The 17987-nt window shown below is 71.0% G+C and carries 16 protein-coding genes and 2 pseudogenes; 4 read left to right on the forward strand and 14 right to left on the reverse strand.

The annotated features are described in order from the left end of the window. Nucleotides 1–64 precede the first annotated feature (64 nt). Genes QF027_RS36545 through QF027_RS36565 form a run of 5 tightly spaced genes read right to left on the reverse strand, consistent with a single transcriptional unit; the run spans nt 65 to nt 6165 of the window. On the reverse strand, nt 65–967 hold the full coding sequence (locus QF027_RS36545; RefSeq protein WP_307079421.1) for an ROK family protein: 903 nt from the start codon (nt 965–967) through the stop codon (nt 65–67). After that, nucleotides 964–2583, reverse strand: a complete 1620-nt coding sequence (locus tag QF027_RS36550; RefSeq protein WP_307079423.1) for a dipeptide ABC transporter ATP-binding protein — start codon at nt 2581–2583, stop codon at nt 964–966. Before QF027_RS36550 ends, QF027_RS36545 begins: the two co-directional genes overlap by 4 nt. Next, nucleotides 2580–3449, reverse strand: coding sequence for an ABC transporter permease (locus tag QF027_RS36555; protein WP_306986493.1), 870 nt, complete (start codon nt 3447–3449; stop codon nt 2580–2582). Before QF027_RS36555 ends, QF027_RS36550 begins: the two co-directional genes overlap by 4 nt. An 11-nt stretch (nt 3450–3460) precedes the next feature. Next, nucleotides 3461–4420, reverse strand: a complete 960-nt coding sequence (locus QF027_RS36560; protein WP_307079425.1) for an ABC transporter permease — start codon at nt 4418–4420, stop codon at nt 3461–3463. Continuing rightward, nucleotides 4420–6165: a peptide ABC transporter substrate-binding protein gene (locus tag QF027_RS36565; protein ID WP_307079427.1), complete on the reverse strand. Its 1746-nt coding sequence runs from the start codon at nt 6163–6165 to the stop codon at nt 4420–4422. Before QF027_RS36565 ends, QF027_RS36560 begins: the two co-directional genes overlap by 1 nt. Before the next feature lie 181 nt (nt 6166–6346). Here QF027_RS36565 and QF027_RS36570 point away from each other — a divergent pair, with 181 nt between their 5' ends. Together QF027_RS36570 and QF027_RS36575 are read left to right on the forward strand one after the other, a co-directional pair. Further along, nucleotides 6347–7540, forward strand: coding sequence for an ROK family transcriptional regulator (locus tag QF027_RS36570; protein ID WP_307079429.1), 1194 nt, complete (start codon nt 6347–6349; stop codon nt 7538–7540). A gap of 52 nt (nt 7541–7592) precedes the next feature. Next, a complete protein-coding gene (locus QF027_RS36575) occupies nt 7593–9101 on the forward strand; it encodes a M81 family metallopeptidase (protein ID WP_307079431.1) in 1509 nt (502 codons plus the stop codon). A gap of 7 nt (nt 9102–9108) precedes the next feature. Here QF027_RS36575 and QF027_RS36580 read toward each other — a convergent pair whose 3' ends face one another. The 6 genes and pseudogenes from QF027_RS36580 to QF027_RS36605 all read right to left on the reverse strand — a co-directional run. Beyond that, nucleotides 9109–9702: a GTP-binding protein gene (locus QF027_RS36580; protein WP_306975005.1), complete on the reverse strand. Its 594-nt coding sequence runs from the start codon at nt 9700–9702 to the stop codon at nt 9109–9111. Then, nucleotides 9689–10048 carry a DUF742 domain-containing protein gene (locus QF027_RS36585; protein ID WP_307079433.1) on the reverse strand — a complete coding sequence of 120 codons (360 nt, stop codon included), beginning with the start codon at nt 10046–10048 and terminating at the stop codon, nt 9689–9691. Before QF027_RS36585 ends, QF027_RS36580 begins: the two co-directional genes overlap by 14 nt. Before the next feature lies 1 nt (nt 10049). After that, nucleotides 10050–10472 (reverse strand): roadblock/LC7 domain-containing protein, encoded by a 423-nt coding sequence (locus QF027_RS36590; protein ID WP_030313681.1) that lies wholly within the window; start codon nt 10470–10472, stop codon nt 10050–10052. A gap of 1195 nt (nt 10473–11667) precedes the next feature. After that, a pseudogene (locus tag QF027_RS49750) lies at nt 11668–13833 on the reverse strand (nitrate- and nitrite sensing domain-containing protein); the annotation flags it as partial. Nucleotides 13834–13902: 69 nt separating this feature from the next. Then, a complete protein-coding gene (locus QF027_RS36600; RefSeq protein WP_306974996.1) occupies nt 13903–14919 on the reverse strand; it encodes a substrate-binding domain-containing protein in 1017 nt (338 codons plus the stop codon). A 253-nt stretch (nt 14920–15172) separates the two neighbouring features. After that, a pseudogene (locus QF027_RS36605) lies at nt 15173–15349 on the reverse strand (SAM-dependent methyltransferase); the annotation flags it as partial. Between the two features lie 33 nt (nt 15350–15382). On the opposite strand from QF027_RS36605, the gene QF027_RS36610 reads away from it, so the two are divergent. Beyond that, a complete protein-coding gene (locus tag QF027_RS36610; RefSeq protein ID WP_307079436.1) occupies nt 15383–15601 on the forward strand; it encodes a hypothetical protein in 219 nt (72 codons plus the stop codon). Here QF027_RS36610 and QF027_RS36615 read toward each other — a convergent pair. Beyond that, nucleotides 15564–15716 (reverse strand): AsnC family protein, encoded by a 153-nt coding sequence (locus QF027_RS36615; protein ID WP_373432453.1) that lies wholly within the window; start codon nt 15714–15716, stop codon nt 15564–15566. The two genes, QF027_RS36610 and QF027_RS36615, sit on opposite strands and share 38 nt — an antisense overlap. 103 nt (nt 15717–15819) lie before the next feature. Here QF027_RS36615 and QF027_RS36620 point away from each other — a divergent pair, with 103 nt between their 5' ends. Continuing rightward, the gene (locus QF027_RS36620; RefSeq protein WP_307079438.1) at nt 15820–16551 is read left to right on the forward strand and encodes a Type 1 glutamine amidotransferase-like domain-containing protein; all 732 of its coding nucleotides are present in this window, start codon (nt 15820–15822) and stop codon (nt 16549–16551) included. 95 nt (nt 16552–16646) lie between these two features. Here the strand turns inward: QF027_RS36620 and QF027_RS36625 are convergent, their stop codons facing one another. Together QF027_RS36625 and QF027_RS36630 are read right to left on the reverse strand one after the other, a co-directional pair. Continuing rightward, nucleotides 16647–17192 carry a DUF6114 domain-containing protein gene (locus tag QF027_RS36625; RefSeq protein WP_307079440.1) on the reverse strand — a complete coding sequence of 182 codons (546 nt, stop codon included), beginning with the start codon at nt 17190–17192 and terminating at the stop codon, nt 16647–16649. Next, a complete protein-coding gene (locus QF027_RS36630) occupies nt 17192–17857 on the reverse strand; it encodes a DUF6230 family protein (protein WP_306974988.1) in 666 nt (221 codons plus the stop codon). The genes QF027_RS36625 and QF027_RS36630 overlap by 1 nt, the downstream gene beginning before the upstream one ends. Between the last annotated feature and the right edge of the window lie 130 nt (nt 17858–17987).

Below are 17987 nucleotides of genomic sequence, written 5' to 3' on the forward strand. Positions count from 1 at the left end.
GTCCCGACGTGGCCATGCTCAGCCCCGACGTCGTGACCGCACGGACCTCCGGTCGGCGCGCAGGTCAGACTCCGAGTTCCGCCCGGACCCGGGCCGCGGCGCCCACCGCCACCGCGTCCCCGCCGAGCAGCGAGGGCACCACGCGTACCGGATGCCCGCTGACCGGCGGTTCGGTGGCCAGGGCCCGCAGGATCGACGGTTCGAGGAGCGTCCAGGCGCGGCTGACGCCCCCGCCGATCACGACGGTGGTGACATCCAGCAGGCCCACCGTGACGAGGAGCGCGCGAGCGACGGCGGCGCCCGCGTCCTCGTACACGGCGAGCGCGTCCGGGTCGGAGGCCTCCGCCACTTCGCGCGCGCTCAGCGCCCGCCCGGTCCGCTCCCCGTACCGCGCCGCGATCGCCCGTCCCGACGCCAGCGTCTCCAGATGGCCGCGCCCGCCGCACGTGCACGGCAGGTCGCCGAAGCCCGGGATGTGCCCGATCTCGCCCGCCGCGCCGTGCGGCCCGCCGTAGAGCGCGCCGTCCAGCCACAGCGCCCCGCCGACCCCGGTGCCGAGGGTCATCCCGAGCACATCGCGCTCGCCCGCCACCGCCCCGGCCGTCGCCTCGCCGCGCAGGAACGCGTTGACGTCGTTGTCGAGGAACGCCGGCACACCGAGTGCCTCCTCGAACGCCGCCGTCACCGCGAACCCGGCCCAGTCCCGGAAGGAATCGCTGGCGACCAGAATCCGCCCGTCCCGCGTGTCCACCACACCCGCCGCCCCGACCCCGACCCCGAGCAGCCGTACGTCCGTACGGTCGAGCAGCAGACGTACGGCGTCCAGCGCGGCGCCGACCATCGCGCCCCCGCCGGCGGCCGCGGGCGTGGGCACCTCCAGTCGGTCGACGACCGACCCCAAGTCATCCGCGAACAGGGCCACTTGTGTGCTCGTACCGCCGATGTCGACACCGGCGACCGCCTTCACGCGGTGACCCCGGCCTGCTGCTCGGCGCGCCGCCGCCGCTGCACCACCGGATCCGGCACGGGGACGGCCGCGATGAGCCGCCGGGTGTACTCGGTCTCCGGGCGCAGCAGCGTCGACATGGTCGGCCCCTGCTCCTCGACCCGCCCGTCCCGCATGACGACGACCCGCTGCGCGAACTCCTGCACGACCGCCAGGTCGTGGGAGACGAAGAGACAGGCGAACCCCAACTCCCGCTGCAACTCGGCGATCACCTCCAGCACGGTCCGCTGCACACTCACATCCAGCGCGCTCGTCGGCTCGTCCGCGACCAGCAACCGGGGCTCGAGGACCAGCGCCCGGGCGAGACTCACCCGCTGCCGCTGACCACCGGACAGCTCACGCGGACCCCGCCCCGCCAACTCCCGGGGCAGCCGTACGAGTTCGAGCACCTCCGCGACCCGGTCCCGCCGCTCGGCCCCCGACATCCCCCCGCGGTGCACCCTGAGGGGCTCTGCCACGCACTCGGCCACACTCATCCGCGCGTCCAGCGAGGCCACCGGGTCCTGGAGCACCACCCCCACACCGGACAGGAGCGCCCGCCGCTTCCGGCCCCGGACCCGGCCCAGGTCGGCACCGAACAGGGACACCGAGCCGGAGGCGGGCGCGATGAGCCCGAGTGCGACCCTGGCGGCGGTCGACTTGCCCGACCCGGACTCGCCCACGAGCCCGACGGTTTCTCCGGGACGGACGTCGAGAAAGACGCCGTCCAGGGCCTGGACCCGCCCGAACCGCACCGACACGTCCCGGAGTTGCACCACCGGGGGCTCTTCGGCCGGGGGTGCGTCCTCGCCGCTGAACCTCAGCCGCGGTACCGCCGCCAGCAGCCCTCGCGTGTACTCGTGCCCGGGCCGCAACAGCACCTCCGCCACGGGCCCCGTCTCCACGACCTCGCCCCGCAGCATCACGGCGACCCGGTCCGCGAAGTCCGCGACCACGCCCATGTTGTGCGTGACCAGCAGTACGCCGGTGCCTGAGTCGGCCGCCAACCGCCGTAGCAGGTCCAGGATCTCGGCCTGCACGGTGACATCGAGCGCGGTGGTCGGCTCGTCCGCGATCAGCAGACCGGGCGAGTTGGCGATCGCCATGGCGATGACGACCCGCTGCCGCTGCCCGCCCGACAGCTGGAACGGGAAGGCCGAGGCCCGCTGCTCCGGCTCGGGAATCCCGACGCGGCGCAGGAGCTCGACCGCCTCACGAGCGGCCTCCGACCGGGAGACGTCCCGGTGGTTCCGTACGACTTCCGCGATCTGGGCGCCGACCCGGGTCAGCGGATCGAGGGCGGTGGCCGGTTCCTGGAAGACCATGGAGACGGTCCGCCCCCGCAGCCGCGCGAGCGAGGCCTCCGAGGCTCCGACGATCTCCGTACCGTCGACCGCGACCCGCCCCGAGGTGCGCGCGGTGCCCGGCAGCAGCCCCATCGCGGCGAGCGCCACCGTCGACTTCCCGGACCCGGACTCGCCGACGAGGGCGAGTGTCTCGCCCGGCCGGACGTGCAGCGACACGCCACGGACGGCGGGTACGTCACCTGTCTCCGTGGAGAAGGTCACCCCGAGGTCCTCGATGGTCAGGATGTTCACGCGCGTCCCCTCACGTCGAAGGCGTCCCGCAGCCCGTCGCCGATCGCGTTGAACGCGCACACGACGAGGATGATCGCGAGGCCCGGCGGAACAATCAGCCACCAGCGCCCCGAGTACGCGGCCGTCAGCCCGGCCGACAGCATGCCGCCCCAGTCGGTCTTCGGCGGCTGCACGCCGAGCCCGAGATACGACACATAGGCGATGAGCAGGATCGCGTCGGCGATCTGGAACGTGGCCGCGACGACGATCGTGGACACCGAGTTCGGCAGGATGTGCCGGCGGATGGCCCGCCCGTGCGTGCCGCCGGTGGCCCGCAGGGTCAGCACGTAGTCCCGGTTCTTCAGCGTGAGCGTCTCGGCCCGCACCAGCCGGGACGGCACGAGCCAGGACACCAGCCCGAGCACGACGATCAGTCCGAGCGTGCCGGGACTGGTGATGGCGGACACGACGAGCAGGATGAACAGCGCGGGGATGGCGATGCCGGCGTCGACGACCCGCATCATCACGGCGTCCACCCAGCCGCCCGCATACCCCGCGACCGCACCCCACAGCGTCCCGATCACGGTGGCGAGGACGCCGGCGGCGAGCCCCACGAGCAGTGACACCTGCCCGCCGTACATGAGCCGCCCGAGCTGGTCATGCCCGACGGCGTCGGTACCGAGCCAATGGGCCGAATTGGGCGCCAGGTTGACCTGCGTGAGATCGGTATGCGTCTGGTCGGTGGAGTACACCAGCGGCCCGACGAAACAGAACAGCAGGAAGAGAACGACAACAGCGACCCCGGCAACAGCGAGCCGATTGCGCGCGAAGCGCGCTCTCAGGGGCGCGGGGAACTGCGCGACAAGCCCCCACCGGCCGGCAGTCAAAACACGACCACTCACGCCCGCCCCTCCTTCACCCGAGGATCGACAACCCGCTGCACCACATCCGCGAGCAGGGTCCCCACAACAGTCGCCACCGAGATCACCAGCACACACCCGAGCAGCACCGGATAGTCCGACGACTGGGCCGCGGACCAGAACAAGAGCCCCATTCCCGGGTAGTTGAACAGCTGCTCCACCACCAGCGCGCCCCCGAACAGCACCGGAACGTAATACCCGAGCATCGCCACCACCGGCGTCAGCGAGTTACGGAAAACGTGCCGGAAGAGCACCGCGTACTGCCCCGCGCCCCCCGCCCGGGCGGTGCGCACATAGTCCTCGGAAAGGTTCTCCAGCGTCGCGCCGCGCATGTAGCGGCTGAACACGGCCACCATGGACGCGGCACCGGTGACCACGGGCAGCACCAGCCCCGCGGGATCCGCGAGCACCTGCCCCAGCGTGTCCCCTTGCGGCGCCTGCGACGGAAACCACCGGAGTGTCTGCGTGAACAGCAGAATCAGCAGCAGCCCCAGGAAATACACCGGCGTCGAATACGCGACGAAGCTCAGCGTGGTGATGACATAGTCGGCCGGCTTGTTCCGCCGCACGGCCTGCCACATACCCAACGGCACAGCCAGCACCAGCCCGACCATCGCGGACAGCACCGTCAACACCAGCGTCTTCGGCAACCGTTGCTCGATCAGCCGGGAGACCGCCTCGTTCAGCGTGTACGACGTGCCGAGATCCCCCCGCACCAACTCGCGCAGATACAGGACGTACTGCACGGGCAGGGACCGATCGAGCCCCTGCTCGTGGTTGAACGCGGCGATCTGCCCGGCCGTCGCCTGCGGTCCGAGGATCCCGCGCGCGGGACCCCCGGGCAGCGCGTGCAGCAGGCAGAAGACCACGACCGTGACGATCAGGATCACGGCGAGGGCCTGAAGAAGCCGACGGACGAGATAGAGGGCTGTGTCCACTAGCCGATCCACTTCCACTGCGCCGGGTGGAAGTTGGCCAGCGAGTCCTGGGAGAAGCCGCCGAGCCCGTTCTTGACGACGGAGATCTGGTAGTCCGGCTCGGGCAGCCAGATGACGGGCAGGTCCTTGGCGAGGGCCGCGCTGTAGCCCTGGATGGCCTGGTTCGAACTCGACGTCGTGGAGGCGGAGACGAGCTTGTCGACGTCCGCGTTCGAGTAGTTGCCGAAGTTGGAACCGCCGCCGGTCTGGAACAGCGAGTCACCGGTCGGGAAGGCGTTGAAGTACCAGCTGCCCGCCGTGCCGAAGAAACTCAGCTGCCACTTGCAGATCGACTGCCCGGACGTGCACTGCGGGGTCTGCGAGAGCACCGAGTTGACCGGAGCGGTCTTGATGGAGAACTTGATGCCGGTCTTCGCGAGCGAGGACTGGATCGCGCTCATCATGTTGTCGGTGACCGCGGAGCCGGACTGCGAGAGCACCTGCATCTCGAACTTCGTGCCCTTGGCGACGCCTTCACCGCACTTCGCCGGCTCGGAGCAGGTCATGACCCCGCCCTGCTCGGTCCAACCGTGGCTGGTCAGCAGGGACTTGGCGGTGTCGTTCGAGAAGGGGTACGGGTTGTCCTTCTGCACCGGCGACAGGAAGTCCGAGGCCTGTCCCTGCGGGATGGGACCGTAGCCGGGTACCGCCGTCCCGTTGAAGACGACCTTCGCGAGACTTGCCTGGTCGATGGAGTGCTGGATGGCCTGACGGGCGTAGAGCTGCTTGAACACGGCGCCCATCGCCGGGTTGTTGAAGTTGTACGGCATGTAGGTGATCGCCCAGCCCGACCACGGCTCCACCTTGAAGCCCTGCGCGGTGAAGCTGTCCTTCTGGTCGAGGTCGGTCGCCTCGATGTAGCCGTAGTCGACGCTGCCCGAGCGCAGGGCGTTCTTCTCGGCGTCGGTGGTGGTGAACGGGAGCAGGTTCACCGTGGGGATGTTCGCCTTCTCGCCGCCGTCGTACTTCTTGTTGGCGGTGAGGACCACCTTGCCGGCGGTGGAGAAGGACTTGACGGAGTACGGGCCGCTGGTGGTCTTCCACAGCGGGTTCGAGGCGTACCCGGAGATGTTCTTCGCCGCGTCGTTGAGGTACGTCCAGGCCTGCTTGGCATCCCGGCCGCCGGCCCAGGCGTGCTGCGGGAGCGGGTTGATGGAGTTCAGCTCGTTGGCGAGCATCCACTGCGGGTTGTAGGCCCTGTCGAAGGTGATCGTGAAGTGCCGGGCGTCGACCGTCTTGAAGGACGTCCAGTTGTCCGGCGCCTTGCCGGGGTTGTAGCCCGCCCACTCGGACTTGTTCGCCTTGATGAGGTCGAACCAGAACTTCACGTCCGCCGAGGTGATCGGCTTCCCGTCGCTCCAGTGCCGGTCGCCCAGGGTGATCGTCACGCTCTTGTTGTCCGCGGCGAACTCGGCGTCCGTGGCGACCGAACCGGCCTTGTTCCAGCCGATCTTGCCGGTCGAGCCGTCGTAGGCGATGAGCGGCTCCCACAGCGTGTTCGCGATGGAGATGTTGTTGGTGTTGAGGTGCGCCGCGGTGCCGATCGGCAGGATCCAGTTCGGGGTGAAGTTCGCGGGCAGCGCGTAGTTGATCGTGTCGTGCGCGGACGACGACGTGCCGCTCGACCCCGAACAGGCGGTGAGCAGCAGGGTGCCCGCGCTGAGGGCGGCGGCACCGGCGAGGAGTCTCGAGCGGGCAGGGGGCATGGCGTGCTCCTGGGACCAGGGAGATGGAAGCGGGGGTGGGGCAAGTGAACGCCCCCTCCGTTGGAAGAAATAGGCTTGCCGCTGTAAAAAGCCTGTTTCTGCTGTTCTGGAAAAAGCACGGAGAGGGTTTTCGGGCCTACGCTCGACGCCTGGGCCGTCGAATTCGGGAGTAACTTCGACCATGCTTGAAAAAAGTCCGCCACCGCATCGACGGCACGGCTCCGGCTTCTCCTCGCTGGCCGAGGGCGTCCTCGAACTCCTCGCCTCCGGGCAGGCGTCGACCCGTACGGAACTCGCCGCTCTGCTCGGCGCCGCGCCCTCGACCGTGTCCTTCGCGGTCGGACAGTTGCTGGCGCACGGCCTGGTCGCCGAGGAAGGCACCCGGTCCTCCACCGGCGGGCGGCCGCGCAAGGTGCTGCGGCTCGGCGGCAGCGACGGATACGCGGTCGCGGCCGACCTCGGCGGAAAGCACGCGCATGTCGGGGTCGTGCACCCCGGGGGCGGCCTCACCGACGTGTCGACCGTGCCGTTCGCCACGGCGGACGGGCCCGAGGCCGCGCTGCCCGGCCTGGCGGACACGCTCCAGACGCTCATCGACCGGCACGGCCGGGAGAAGCTGCGGGGCGTCGGTCTGTGCCTGCCGGGCCCGGTCGACGTGGATCCCGGCCTCGTCACCCTTCCGGCGCGCATGCCCGGCTGGAACCGCTTCCCCGTACGGGACTGGTTCGAGGAGCGCTTCGCCGTCCCGGTGGCCGTCGAGAACGACGCCAACTGCATGGCCGTGGGCGAGCACAGTGTCCGGCCCGTCGAGCACCGGCAGTCGATCATGGTGAAGGTGGGCTCCGGGATCGGGGCGGGCGTCATCGCGGACGGGCGGCTGTACCGGGGCGCGACCGGAGGGGCCGGGGAGATCACCCACGTCCGCGTCGAGGCCGCCCAGGACACCCCGTGCTCCTGCGGCAACACGGGCTGCCTGGAGACGGTCGCCTCCGGCGCGGCACTGGTCAGGATCCTGCGGGAACGGGGCCTGCCGGTGGCGAGCACCGAGGACGTCGTACGCCTCGCTCTCGACGCCGACCCCGAAGCGACCCGCGCGGTCCGCCAGGCCGGCCGCTACCTCGGCCAGGTCCTCGCCGCCAACGTCAACTTCTTCAACCCCGACGCCGTGTACCTGGGCGGCATCCTCTCCACGCTGGAGCCGTTCGTCGCGGCCGTGCGAAGCCAGCTGTACGAAGGCTGCCATCCGCTGGTGACCCAGCACCTGGTGATCGAGCGGACGTCGTTGGGCGCCGATGCCGGCTTGGCGGGGGCGGGCCAGTTCGCGCTGCAGCGGGCACTGGCGCAGGCGATGCAGACGGTCACCGGCGGCTTGTAGGGGCCCGACCAGCCACGACGAACTCGCAGACAACAACGGACCTGGAGCAACCGTGCCTTCATCCCGCCCCGTAATTGCCATCGCAGGCCTCGGCATCGAATCCTCGACGTTCTCCCCAGCCCGCACCGAAGCCCCCGCCTTCCACCCCCGACGCGGCGACGACATCCTCACCCGCTACCCCTTCCTCGCCCCGGGTCAGCGACTGCGCCAGGCCGCCACCTGGCGAGGCGCCCTCGTCGGCACATCGCTGCCCGGCGGCACGGTGACGGCCCGCGCCTACGCCGACCTCACCGCCGAACTCCTGGACAGGCTGAAGGAGATCGGCCCCATCGACGGCCTCTGGTACGACATCCACGGCGCGATGACCGTGGAGGGCGTGGACGACGCGGAAGCCGAACTCCTGCGCCGCATAAGGGAGATCACCGGTCCCGAAACGATCATCTCGGCCTCCATGGACCTGCACGGCAACGTCTCGCGGGAACTCGCCCACCGCACCGACCTGATCACCTGTTACCGCATGGCCCCGCACGAGGACGCGACGGAGACGAAGGAGCGGGCCGCCCGCAACCTCGTGAACCACCTCACGAGCGGCGCTCCCCGCCCGGTCAAGGCCTGGATCCCGGTCCCCGTACTCCTGGCAGGCGAGCAGACCTCCACCCGGATCGAGCCGGCGAAGAGCGTCTACGCCGCCGTGGCGGAGGTGGAGGGGACCGACGGAGTGACGGACGCGGCGATCTGGGTCGGCTACGCGTGGGCGGACGAGCCCCGCAACCGGGCCGCGATCGTCGTCACGGGCTCCTCCGCGGACGCGGTGACGACCGGTGCCGAACGGCTCGCCCGCGGCTTCTGGAAGGCCCGCCACGACTTCGACTTCGTCGCCCCGACCGGCACGCTCGAGGAGTGTCTGGACACGGCGCTGGCCTCGCGGAAGCGGCCGTACTTCATCAGCGACACCGGTGACAACCCGACAGCGGGCGGCGCCGGTGACGTCACATGGGGGCTCCAACAGGTATTGGCCCGCCCGGAGTTCCAGGAGCCCTCGGGCCCGGTGGTCATCTACGCCTCGCTCCCGGGCCCGGCCGCCGTCGACACGGCCGTGCAGGCCGGCGTCGGGGCCACGGTCACCGTGACCGCCGGTGCCGAGGTCGACGACCGTCACGCGGGCCCGCTCACCCTGACCGGTGTGGTCCACGCGATCCGGCACGGTGACCAGCACGCGGTGACCGAGGCGGTGCTGCGGGTGGGAAGCGTGTATGTGATCCTGACGCGCCTGAGAAAGCCGTACCACTGTGAACACGACTTCACCGACCTGGAGTTGGCGCCGCGCGAGGCGGACCTCGTCCTCGTCAAGATCGGGTATCTGGAGCCCGAGCTGTTCGCGATGGCCGCCGACTGGAAGATGGCCCTCACCCCGGGCGGCGTCGACCAGGACCTGCCGCGCCTCGGCCACCGGCGTATCCGCCGGCCGATGTTCCCCTTCGACCGCGAGATGCCCGACCCGGACCTCAGAGCTCGGCTGATCCCGTCCTCGGACGAGGAGTTGACCGGTCCGGACGAGTGAGCTGCCGCTACTCGACGGCCGCGGCGATCAGCAGGTCCAGGAGGGCGATCAGCACGTCCCGGGACGACTCGCGTCGCCGCGCATCGCACAACACCACCGGGACGCCCTCCGGGAGGGCGAGGGACTCCCTGATGTCCTCGGCCGGGTACGGGTGCCGGCCCTCGAAGCCGTTCACGGCGACGACGAAGGGGATGCGCCGGTGTTCGAAGAAGTCCACCGCGGCGAAGCTCGACTCCGGGCGCCGGACGTCGATGAGGACGACCGCGCCCAGGGCGCCGACGGCGAGGTCGTTCCACATGAACCAGAACCGCTGCTGGCCCGGGGTGCCGAAGAGATAGAGCACGAGTTCGTCACTGATGGTGATCCGGCCGAAGTCCATGGCCACGGTGGTGGCCCGCTTCTGCTCGATCCCGGCGAGGTCGTCGACGCCCAGGCCCGCGACGGTGAGGGGTTCTTCCGTGCGCAGCGGGGCGATCTCGCTGACCGACCCGACCATGGTGGTCTTGCCGACTCCGAAGCCCCCGGCGATGAGGATCTTGACGGTGTCGGGTGCGGTGGGAGTACCGGCTGTCTCGGTGGCGAGCGGGTCAGAGCCGACCAAGGCCTTCCCTCACTTTCTGCAACAGGTCCAGGTCCGGGGTGCGGGGCGAGACGGGACGTGGCGGGTGCGCGGTGATGAGGCCCGCCTCCAGCAGATCGCAGAGCATGATCACGACCACGCTGACCGGGAGGTCGAGCAGCGCGGCCAGCTCCGCCACGGCGACGGGGCGGACGCACCGGCGCAGGATGCGGGTCTGCTCGGCCTGCGGGCGCGGGGCGAGTTCCGGTGGCGGATCCACCGCGGTCACCGTGGTGATGAGGGTGAAATCGGCACGGCTGGGCCGCGTCCTTCCGCCGGTCAGGGCGAACGGTCGCACCAGTCTGGCCGCCGCGTCGCTGTCGGTCACCTCACCCGCCGGTGGGGCCGATGCCGGCCCGTGGTGCCGCGCTGAGGTGCTCGCCGATCTTCTTCACCAGCATGTTCATCTGGTACGCCACGACACCGACGTCGGCGTTCGGTCCGGTGAGCACGACGAGGTGGGCGCCGGGCCCCGCGGAGGTGAGGATCAGGAAACTGTTGGCCATCTCGATGAGGGCCTGGCGCACCGGGCCGCCCCGGAAGTCCATGCTGACGCCCTTGCTCAGGCTCATCAGACCGGACGCGGTCGCCGCCAGCCGCTCGGCGTCGTCGCGCAGGAACCCGGTGGACTTGCTGACGACCAGCCCGTCCTCCGAGAGCACGACAGCCTGCGTCACGTCGGCGACCCGCTCCACGAGTCCGGTCAGCAGCTGGTCCAGCTGGGTGTGCGTGGCGGGGGTGGGGCGTGTCATGGCGTGTCCTTCATGAGCGATCGGTACGGGGACTACGAGCGGCGACGGCCGCGTCCTGCGGGGCACCGGTGGGTACGGCCTCGGCGGGGGCCGTTTCTTCGGGGGTGCCGGGCGGGGGGGCGTCGGCGGGGGGGTGCTGGGCGGCGTCCGGGGTCTTTGGGGTGGCGGGGTGGTGGTTGTGGTCGGCGGGGGCCGTTTTTTCGGGGCTACCACGCAGGGGGTCGTCGGCGGGAGCGTCCTTGGCGGCGTCCGGGTTGCCGGAAGCACTGGGCAGACTGTTCCGGTCGGTGGGGGGTGTTTCCCCGGCGGGGCCAGAGTTCGCCCGAGCGCCGGGAAATCCGTCCACGGGGGTGCCGAGCGGGTCGGTCCCGGTCCTGGTCGTGTTCTCCAGGGTGTCGAGGACCTCGTCCTCGTCCCGGGCGCGGAGCGTCCCGAGCTGGAATCCGGCGAGCGAGGAGGCCGCGCGGTCCGCGGTGAACTCCTCGGCGTCCTCCTGCTCGCCGACGACCGGGGCGTCCTCCCTCAGCTCGACAGCCAGACTGGTCTGCGGCACCCGCCGGGGGAGAGGCGCGAGCCCGTCCGGGCGGGCGGCGCCCACCGGACGCGACGCACTCATGGATCCCGACGAACTCGCCGGGGCTGCCGCGCCTCGTGCGCCGGCCGCGGCCGCGGAAGTTCCCGCGGAGGTGGGTCCTGGTGTGTTCGCCGGGGCGGCAGCGTCTTGTGCACCAGCCCCGGCCGCCGAAGCTCTCGCGTCCCGGGCCCTCGACACGCCGGCCGGGTCTCCCGGGCCTGTGGCGGCCGAGGCACGGGTCGGGTCTTCCGCGTCCGCGGCTCCCGTTGGTCGAACGGGGTCTCCCGCGTCCGTCGACCCCGTCGTACGAGCCGAACCTCTCGCGTCCCTGGCCCTCGACACGCCGGTCGGGTCTCCCGGGCCCGTGGTGGCCGAGGCACCGGTCGAGCCTCCGGCGTCCGCCGCCCCCGGTGCAGGAGCCCGGTCTCCCGCTTCTGCGGGCCCCGACGCACCGGTTGGGTCTCCCGCGCCTGCGGCTCCCGGAACCCGAGCAGGGTCTGCCGCGTCCGCCGACCCCGGTGCGTCAACTGGGTCTCCCGCTTCTGCGGGCCCCGACGCGCCGGTCGGGTCTCCCGCTTCAGCCGGCCCCGAAGCACCGGCCGGGTCACCCGCGCCCGCCGCCCCCGGTGCACCAGCCAGGTCTCCCGCCTTCGCCGCCCCCGTCGCGCGTGCTGTGCTCGCCGGCCCCCTTGCATCCGACCCAAGCCCCGTACGTGCCAGGGGCCTGGCGTTCCCGGAGTCCCTCGGTCGGTCTCCGTCGGACGGACTCTCCGCATGGCCCGGCCCCGCCATGGCCCCGACACCGGCCCAGGCCCCCGAAGCGGCTGGAGCGACGGCTCGGACCAGGTTCTCCGGCTCGCTCTCCTCCCGTACGACGATCTCGTGCGGGATCAGCACGATCGCCGTCGTTCCGCCGTACGGCGAGGACCGCAGCGTCACCTGGACGCCGTGGCGGTTGGCGAGGCGGGCGATGACGAACATGCCCAGGCGGAGGTCGTCGGCGAGGGCGACGACGTCGAACTTGGGGGCTTCGGCCAAGTGGGCGTTGAGGGAGGCGTACTCATCCTCCGACATACCAAGGCCCCGGTCCTCGACCTCGACGGCAAGGCCCTTGGCGACCATCCCCGCCCGTACCGAGACGAGACTCGGCGCGGGGGAGTACAGCGTGGCGTTCTCGATGAGCTCGGCCAGGAGGTGGATCACGTCCGCGACCGCGGGCGGGGCCAGACAGACCTCCTCCTCCGTGTGCACCTCCACCCGCTGGTACTCGGCGACCTCACCCACCGCACTGCGCAGGATGTCGATCAGCGCGACCGGCTCGGTCCAGCTGCGCCGCGGCTGCCCGCCGCTGATGATGACCAGGTTCTCCTCGTACCGCCGCAACTGGCTGGCCGTGGAGTCCAGTTCGTACAGCCCCGACAGCACGTCCGGGTCCTGGTGCTCGCGCTCCAGCGTGTCCAGCCGGCTGAGCTGGAGGTTGACCAGGTTCTGGCTCTGCCGCGCGATCCCGAGGATCACCTTCTGGAATCCACGCCGGGTGTCGGCGAGTTCGACGGCGGTCACCACGGCCGTACGCTGCGCCGCGTTGAACGCCTTGGCCACCTGCCCCAGTTCGTCCGAGCCGTAGTCCAACTCCGGTGCGGCCCGGTCCACATCGACTTTCTCGCCCCGGTCCAGCCGTGCGACCACGTCCGGCAGCCGCTCCTGGGCCAGGCTCAGTGTGGCCTCCCGCAGGCCGCGCAGCCGCCGGGACAGCGAACGGGTGATCCGCCAGGACATGACGAGGCACAGCAGCAGCGCGATGAGCCCGCCGGCACTGAGCGAGGCCGCCGTCAGCAGCTGCTCGTGCGCCTTGTCCGCGCTGCGGGAGAGCAGCCCGGACGTCTGCTGCCGGATCAGCGCGGTGTAGCGGACGGACACCTTGTCCATCGCCGGCGTCCACCGCTTCCGCAGGTCCGGCAGGGCCACCTGCCCCGTCCCGGCGGCCGGACGCGCGGCGAGCACCTGGTCCTCGACGGCGGTCAGGGCCCGCCAGTCCGCGCTCGCCAGGATCCGCTCGGTCTGCGTCTTCGCGGAGCCGCTCAGCGCGGGCACGATCTGGTCCTCGACGAGCCACCGGCGCGTGTTCACCAGCTGGACGAACTGCTCCCAGGCCTGTTCGTCGAGATGCCCGGACGGCCAGGCCAGGGTGAGCGCCACATCCTCCTGCGAGGTCAGCTCGGCCGCGTGTTCGATGGCGACGAGCGGCCCGGCCTGCGAGGTGAGGTCGCCGTCGTCGACCTGCGAGAGCTGCTGGAAGGCGTGTATCTGGTCGTCGATGATCGACGTGTACTGGTCGAGCGCCTGCTGGGCGGTGATGTCGGTGGGGTGGTCCACCTGGTCGCGGTAGTACTCCAGGCTGCCCACCGAGCCGAGGACCGAGTACAGCTGGTCGGCGATGCGCGCGGGCGCCCGCTGGATCTCGTCGGACCGCCGGACGAGCTTGGCGACCGCCGCGTCCGTGGCTGCGCGCTTCTCGTCCAGGGCGGCCCGGGAACCGGGCACCTTGGCCAGCCAGGCGGCGGACAACGCTCGTTCCCCCTGCAGCGCGAGCGTGGCCTCGGTACCCATCGCGCCGGTCGACCGGCTGAGATCGGTCTGCGAGCGCAGCCGTAGGCCCTCCGAGAACACCTGCGTGGTCGTCACGCCCCACATGGCGGCGAGGGTGACGCTGGGCACCAGCGCCAGCATGATGAGGGAGAGACGTATGGAGCCGAGGCGGCGCCGGGTACCTTTCCGGTCGGGCATGGTCGTCCTTGGGCGGTCAGGGAGAGCGGAGTGGGGTGATCGGAGGCGAGTTGTCGTTCCGAAGTGATGTCACCTCGTGCCGGCCGCGGCGAACTTCGCGACCGCGGCGACGTTCGTCCGGGTGACGAACGCGGGCCCGGTGAGGACGGGAGCCACACCGCCCCCGCTGATGTTGCCGTTGGTCCGGTACAGCCACAGGGAGTCCACGGCGAGGTAGCCCTGCAGATACGGCTGCTGGTCCACCGCGAACTGTACGTCCCCGGTGCGGATCGCCTTGACCAGGTCGTTGTTGAGGTCGAAGGTGGCGACCTGGGCCTTGCTGCCGGCCGCCTTCACCGATCCCACGGCGTCCAGAGCGAACTGCGCGCCGAGGGTGACGACTTCGTCGATGTCGGGGTCCTGGCGCAGCCGGGCCGTGAGCACGGTGTCCACGGCCTCGGGGTCGGTGCCCTCCACGTACAGGTTCTCGGTCTCGCCGCGGAACGTCTTCTTCACACCGGCGCAGCGCGCCTCCAGGGCGACGTTGCCCCGCTCGTGGATGACGCACAGCGCGTGCTTGACCTTCAGGCCGTTCAGCTTGTCCCCGACGGCCGCGCCCGCCACGCTCTCGTCCTGGCCGAAGTACTCCAGCAGCCCCTGCGACTTCCAGGCGTCGATTCCGGAGTTGAGGCCCACCACCGGGATGTCCGCCGCCCGCGCCGCGGCCACCGGTGCCTTCATCGCGGCCGGCTTGGCCAGGGTGACCGCGATGCCGTCGACCCGGTCGCTGATCGCGTCGCGCACCAGCTGGGCCTGGCCGACCGGGTCGGAGTCGTTCGCGTAGGTCAGATCGACACCGTCCTTCGCGGCGGCGGCCTCGGCCCCCTTCCGTACGAGCTCCCAGTAGGCGTCACCCTCGCCGCCGTGGGTGATCAGAGCGACCTTCAGCCCCGCGGCGTCCGCCCCCTCGGCCACGCCCCTGCCCGACTCGAGTGCGGAGTCGCCGCCGGCGCCGGAGCAGCCGGCGAGCAGGAGGAGGGCTACGGAGGTCAGGGCGGCCACGCGCAGGGATCTCGAGGGAGTCCGAGGTGGGGGAGGAGTGTTCATGGGTGCGGCACCTCGCTGTGCGGCCGAGCAGGCGGATCGCGAAGGGGTGGCCGGAACGCGGGTGCGCCGGCCGGTTTAACCTTCACTGGCCAGGAGCCAACCGCGTGTGACCGCCGGTAGTCAAGTGATCAGCCCCTTGTAGTGGCTTCTCGGTTCCGCATCGTAATGATCTTCACGTCTGGCGGGCAGGAGGAGGTGGCGGTAGCGGGGTGGCGTTCACGGCCCCGTGTCATTCCCCGCCTCGTCACCCGCTTCACGGCTTGCGCCCCACCACCCCGTACATCGCGATGTCCGCGTCACGGATCACCTCGGTGCCCGAGCCGTCCGGATGCCACGTGTGCACCTGGACGATGCCCGGCTCCACGCCGTCCAGTCCCGTGAAGATCTCCGCGGCCTCGGCGAAGGTGCGCAGCCGCATCGGCATGCCCCGCGGGCGCATCTGGTACGGCGATGGGGGCGCCGCGTGATGCACGCGGGGCTGGGGGTCCTGCTGGCAGGCCTGTGCGCGAGCGTGGCTGTCCACCACGCGGCGACGCCGGGCGCGTATCCGTGGGCCCTGCCCATCACGCTGACCGCCGTCGGCTGCGGCGCCGGCCTCTTCACCCTCGCCTTCTCGATGTCCCGGGCCGACCGGGCGGCCACCGTCAGCCGTACCAACCACTGGGTGAGACGCGCCTGGTGAGGGTTCGTCCACGACCCACCACCCGCAGTCCGGAGTCCGCGCACAGCCGCCGGTACCGCCGCGCGACCGTCTGTGCCGAGACGCCCAGCACCGAGGCGACCCGACGGAACGGCACTCGCCCGTCGACGTCAGCGCGTGGATCAGACCGCGGTCGAGGTCATCGAGCATGCCCCCGTCCTCGCCCCTGTCCTCGCGCGGCGCTGGCTATGATCATGTGAATGGCCCCAGAACCGACCATCGTCGCCACCTCCGGAGGACACCGCACCGGTGGTCGCACCATGGTGTCGTTCCACGCGCTGGTGCACCACGCCGTGGATCTGTCGGGCGCCCACGGCCGCAGGCCGCGCGTGATGTACGTCGGCACGGCCATCGGGGACGCCGAACACTTCACGGCACGAATGCACGAGGCGGCCCGGGTGGCCGGCTTCGACCTCACCCCGCTCCAGCTCTTCCCCATGCCCAACCTGGACGACGCCGAGGGCACCGTCCTGGAGCAGGACGTGGTGTGGGTCATGGGCGGCTCGGTGGCGAACCTGCTCGCCGTGTGGCGGGTGCACGGGATCGACCGCGTCCTGCGCAGGGCCTGGGAGGCCGGGGTGGTGCTCAGCGGGGTCAGCGCGGGCTCCCTGTGCTGGTTCGAGGGCGGCACCACCGACTCGTACGGCCCCGAACTCCGCCCGCTCACCGACGCGTTGGGCTTCCTGCCGTACGGGAACGGCGTGCACTACGACAGCGACCCGGGCCGTCGCCCCCTGGTCCACCGGCTCGTCGCGGACGGCACCCTGCCCACCACCCACTGCACGGACGACGGCGTGGGACTGGTCTACCGCGGCACCGAACTCGTCGAGGCCGTCACCGAGGTGCCCGGAAAGGGCGCCTACGTCGTACGTCGCGACGGCGGGACGGCGGTCGAGGAACGCGTCGAACCGCGCAGGCTGCCCGGCGTCTGACGGGCGGTTCCTGCACGGTCCGGGCCCCGGGAGGGCGGGTGCGTTCCCGCGGAGGTGCCTGATCCCACGGACGGGCGCGGTCTGTGCGCACCCGGCTACTGGGTGGCCTGCGGTGTACCGGAGACCATCCCGGCCTGCGCCGTGGCTGCCGCGGGACCGGGCTGCCCCGGGTCGGTACCGGTAGCGGACCGCTCCGCCTCCCGGCCCCGCTCGCGCCGCTCGCGGCGGCTCACCCGCGGGTCCTGGTCGGGCAGCCAGCCGAAGGTCAGGACGCTCCCCGCGACCCCCAGCAGGAGGCCGACCATGAAGCCGCCCAGGTTCGAGGTGACCCAGGTGCCCATGGAGATCAGGACGCCGGTGATCGAGTAGAACAGGCGCTGGTCGGGGCTGAAGAGGATCAGCAGCCCCAGCAGCACCATCAGGGTCGGCAGGAGGTAGCCCGCCACTCCCTGCATCCCCACATGCAGGACGACCTTCACCGAGGCCTTCATGGTGAGCAGGATCCATGCCCCGCCCAGGGTGAGCCACAGTCCACCGAAGAAGGGGCGTCCGTACACCCAGCGGGTGAACGCGTCCTGGCGGGCCACAGGCTGCCGTACGCCCTCGGGCTCGCGTCCGCTCACCGGCTCCTGGCTCTCCATCAGCAACCCGTGCTGCTGAAGCTGAGCTTGAGGCCGGGCAGCTTGAACACACCTGCCGTGGTGGCGTAGTTGGTCTGCCGCAGGTCGCCGATGTACACCGTGTCGGCCTGCTGGCTGAAGACGCCGATGGGCCCCTTCACGCCCGCCTTGGTGAGGGTGCTGGCGTCGTTGCCGATCTCGATGTTGTCGAAGGAGGCGTTACCCGACAGCTCGGTCGAGTCCGTGGTCAGATCGGTCGCCTCGACCTTCTTGTCTCCCTGGCCCGCCTTGATGAGCAGGTTGGTGCCGCCCAGGTCGACGCTCTGGCACAGCTTGGTGAGGGTCGCGCGCTTGATGGCGGAGGTGACGACCAGTACCTGGCCGCCGGTGTCGCCGGCGTTCGGGCTGTTGTCCGCCATGTTGTCGAGCCCGCCGAACTGCTCGAACCCGGTGCCCTTGAGCTCCGTCGCGGTGACCGTGAAGGGCATGCCGGAGATGGCGAACTGGACGCCCAGAGCGCCCTCGGCGGTCAGGATCGCGAGACCCGCGGTGATCGCGACGGCCGGCACGGCCATGATCGCGGCCCGGCGTCCCCGGACCCGCCCGCGTCTGGCGGGTCTGTCGGAGGCTTCCGGGGTGGAACCGCTTTCGGGGGTCTCGGAGATGGTGCCGACGGACGAGGCCATGTGCTGCTCCCAGGGGCATAGTCGACGCAAGTGGGGCTCACGTGCGGATGTGCGGCTTCAGTGGCTTGTTGTCCTGGCGCGGACAGCGGCTGCGGCGCACGTCTCCTCCCACCCCGGCGGCTGTAAGGGC

The sequence above is a fragment of the Streptomyces canus genome (assembly GCF_030816965.1).
Lineage (GTDB): Bacteria > Actinomycetota > Actinomycetes > Streptomycetales > Streptomycetaceae > Streptomyces > Streptomyces canus_E.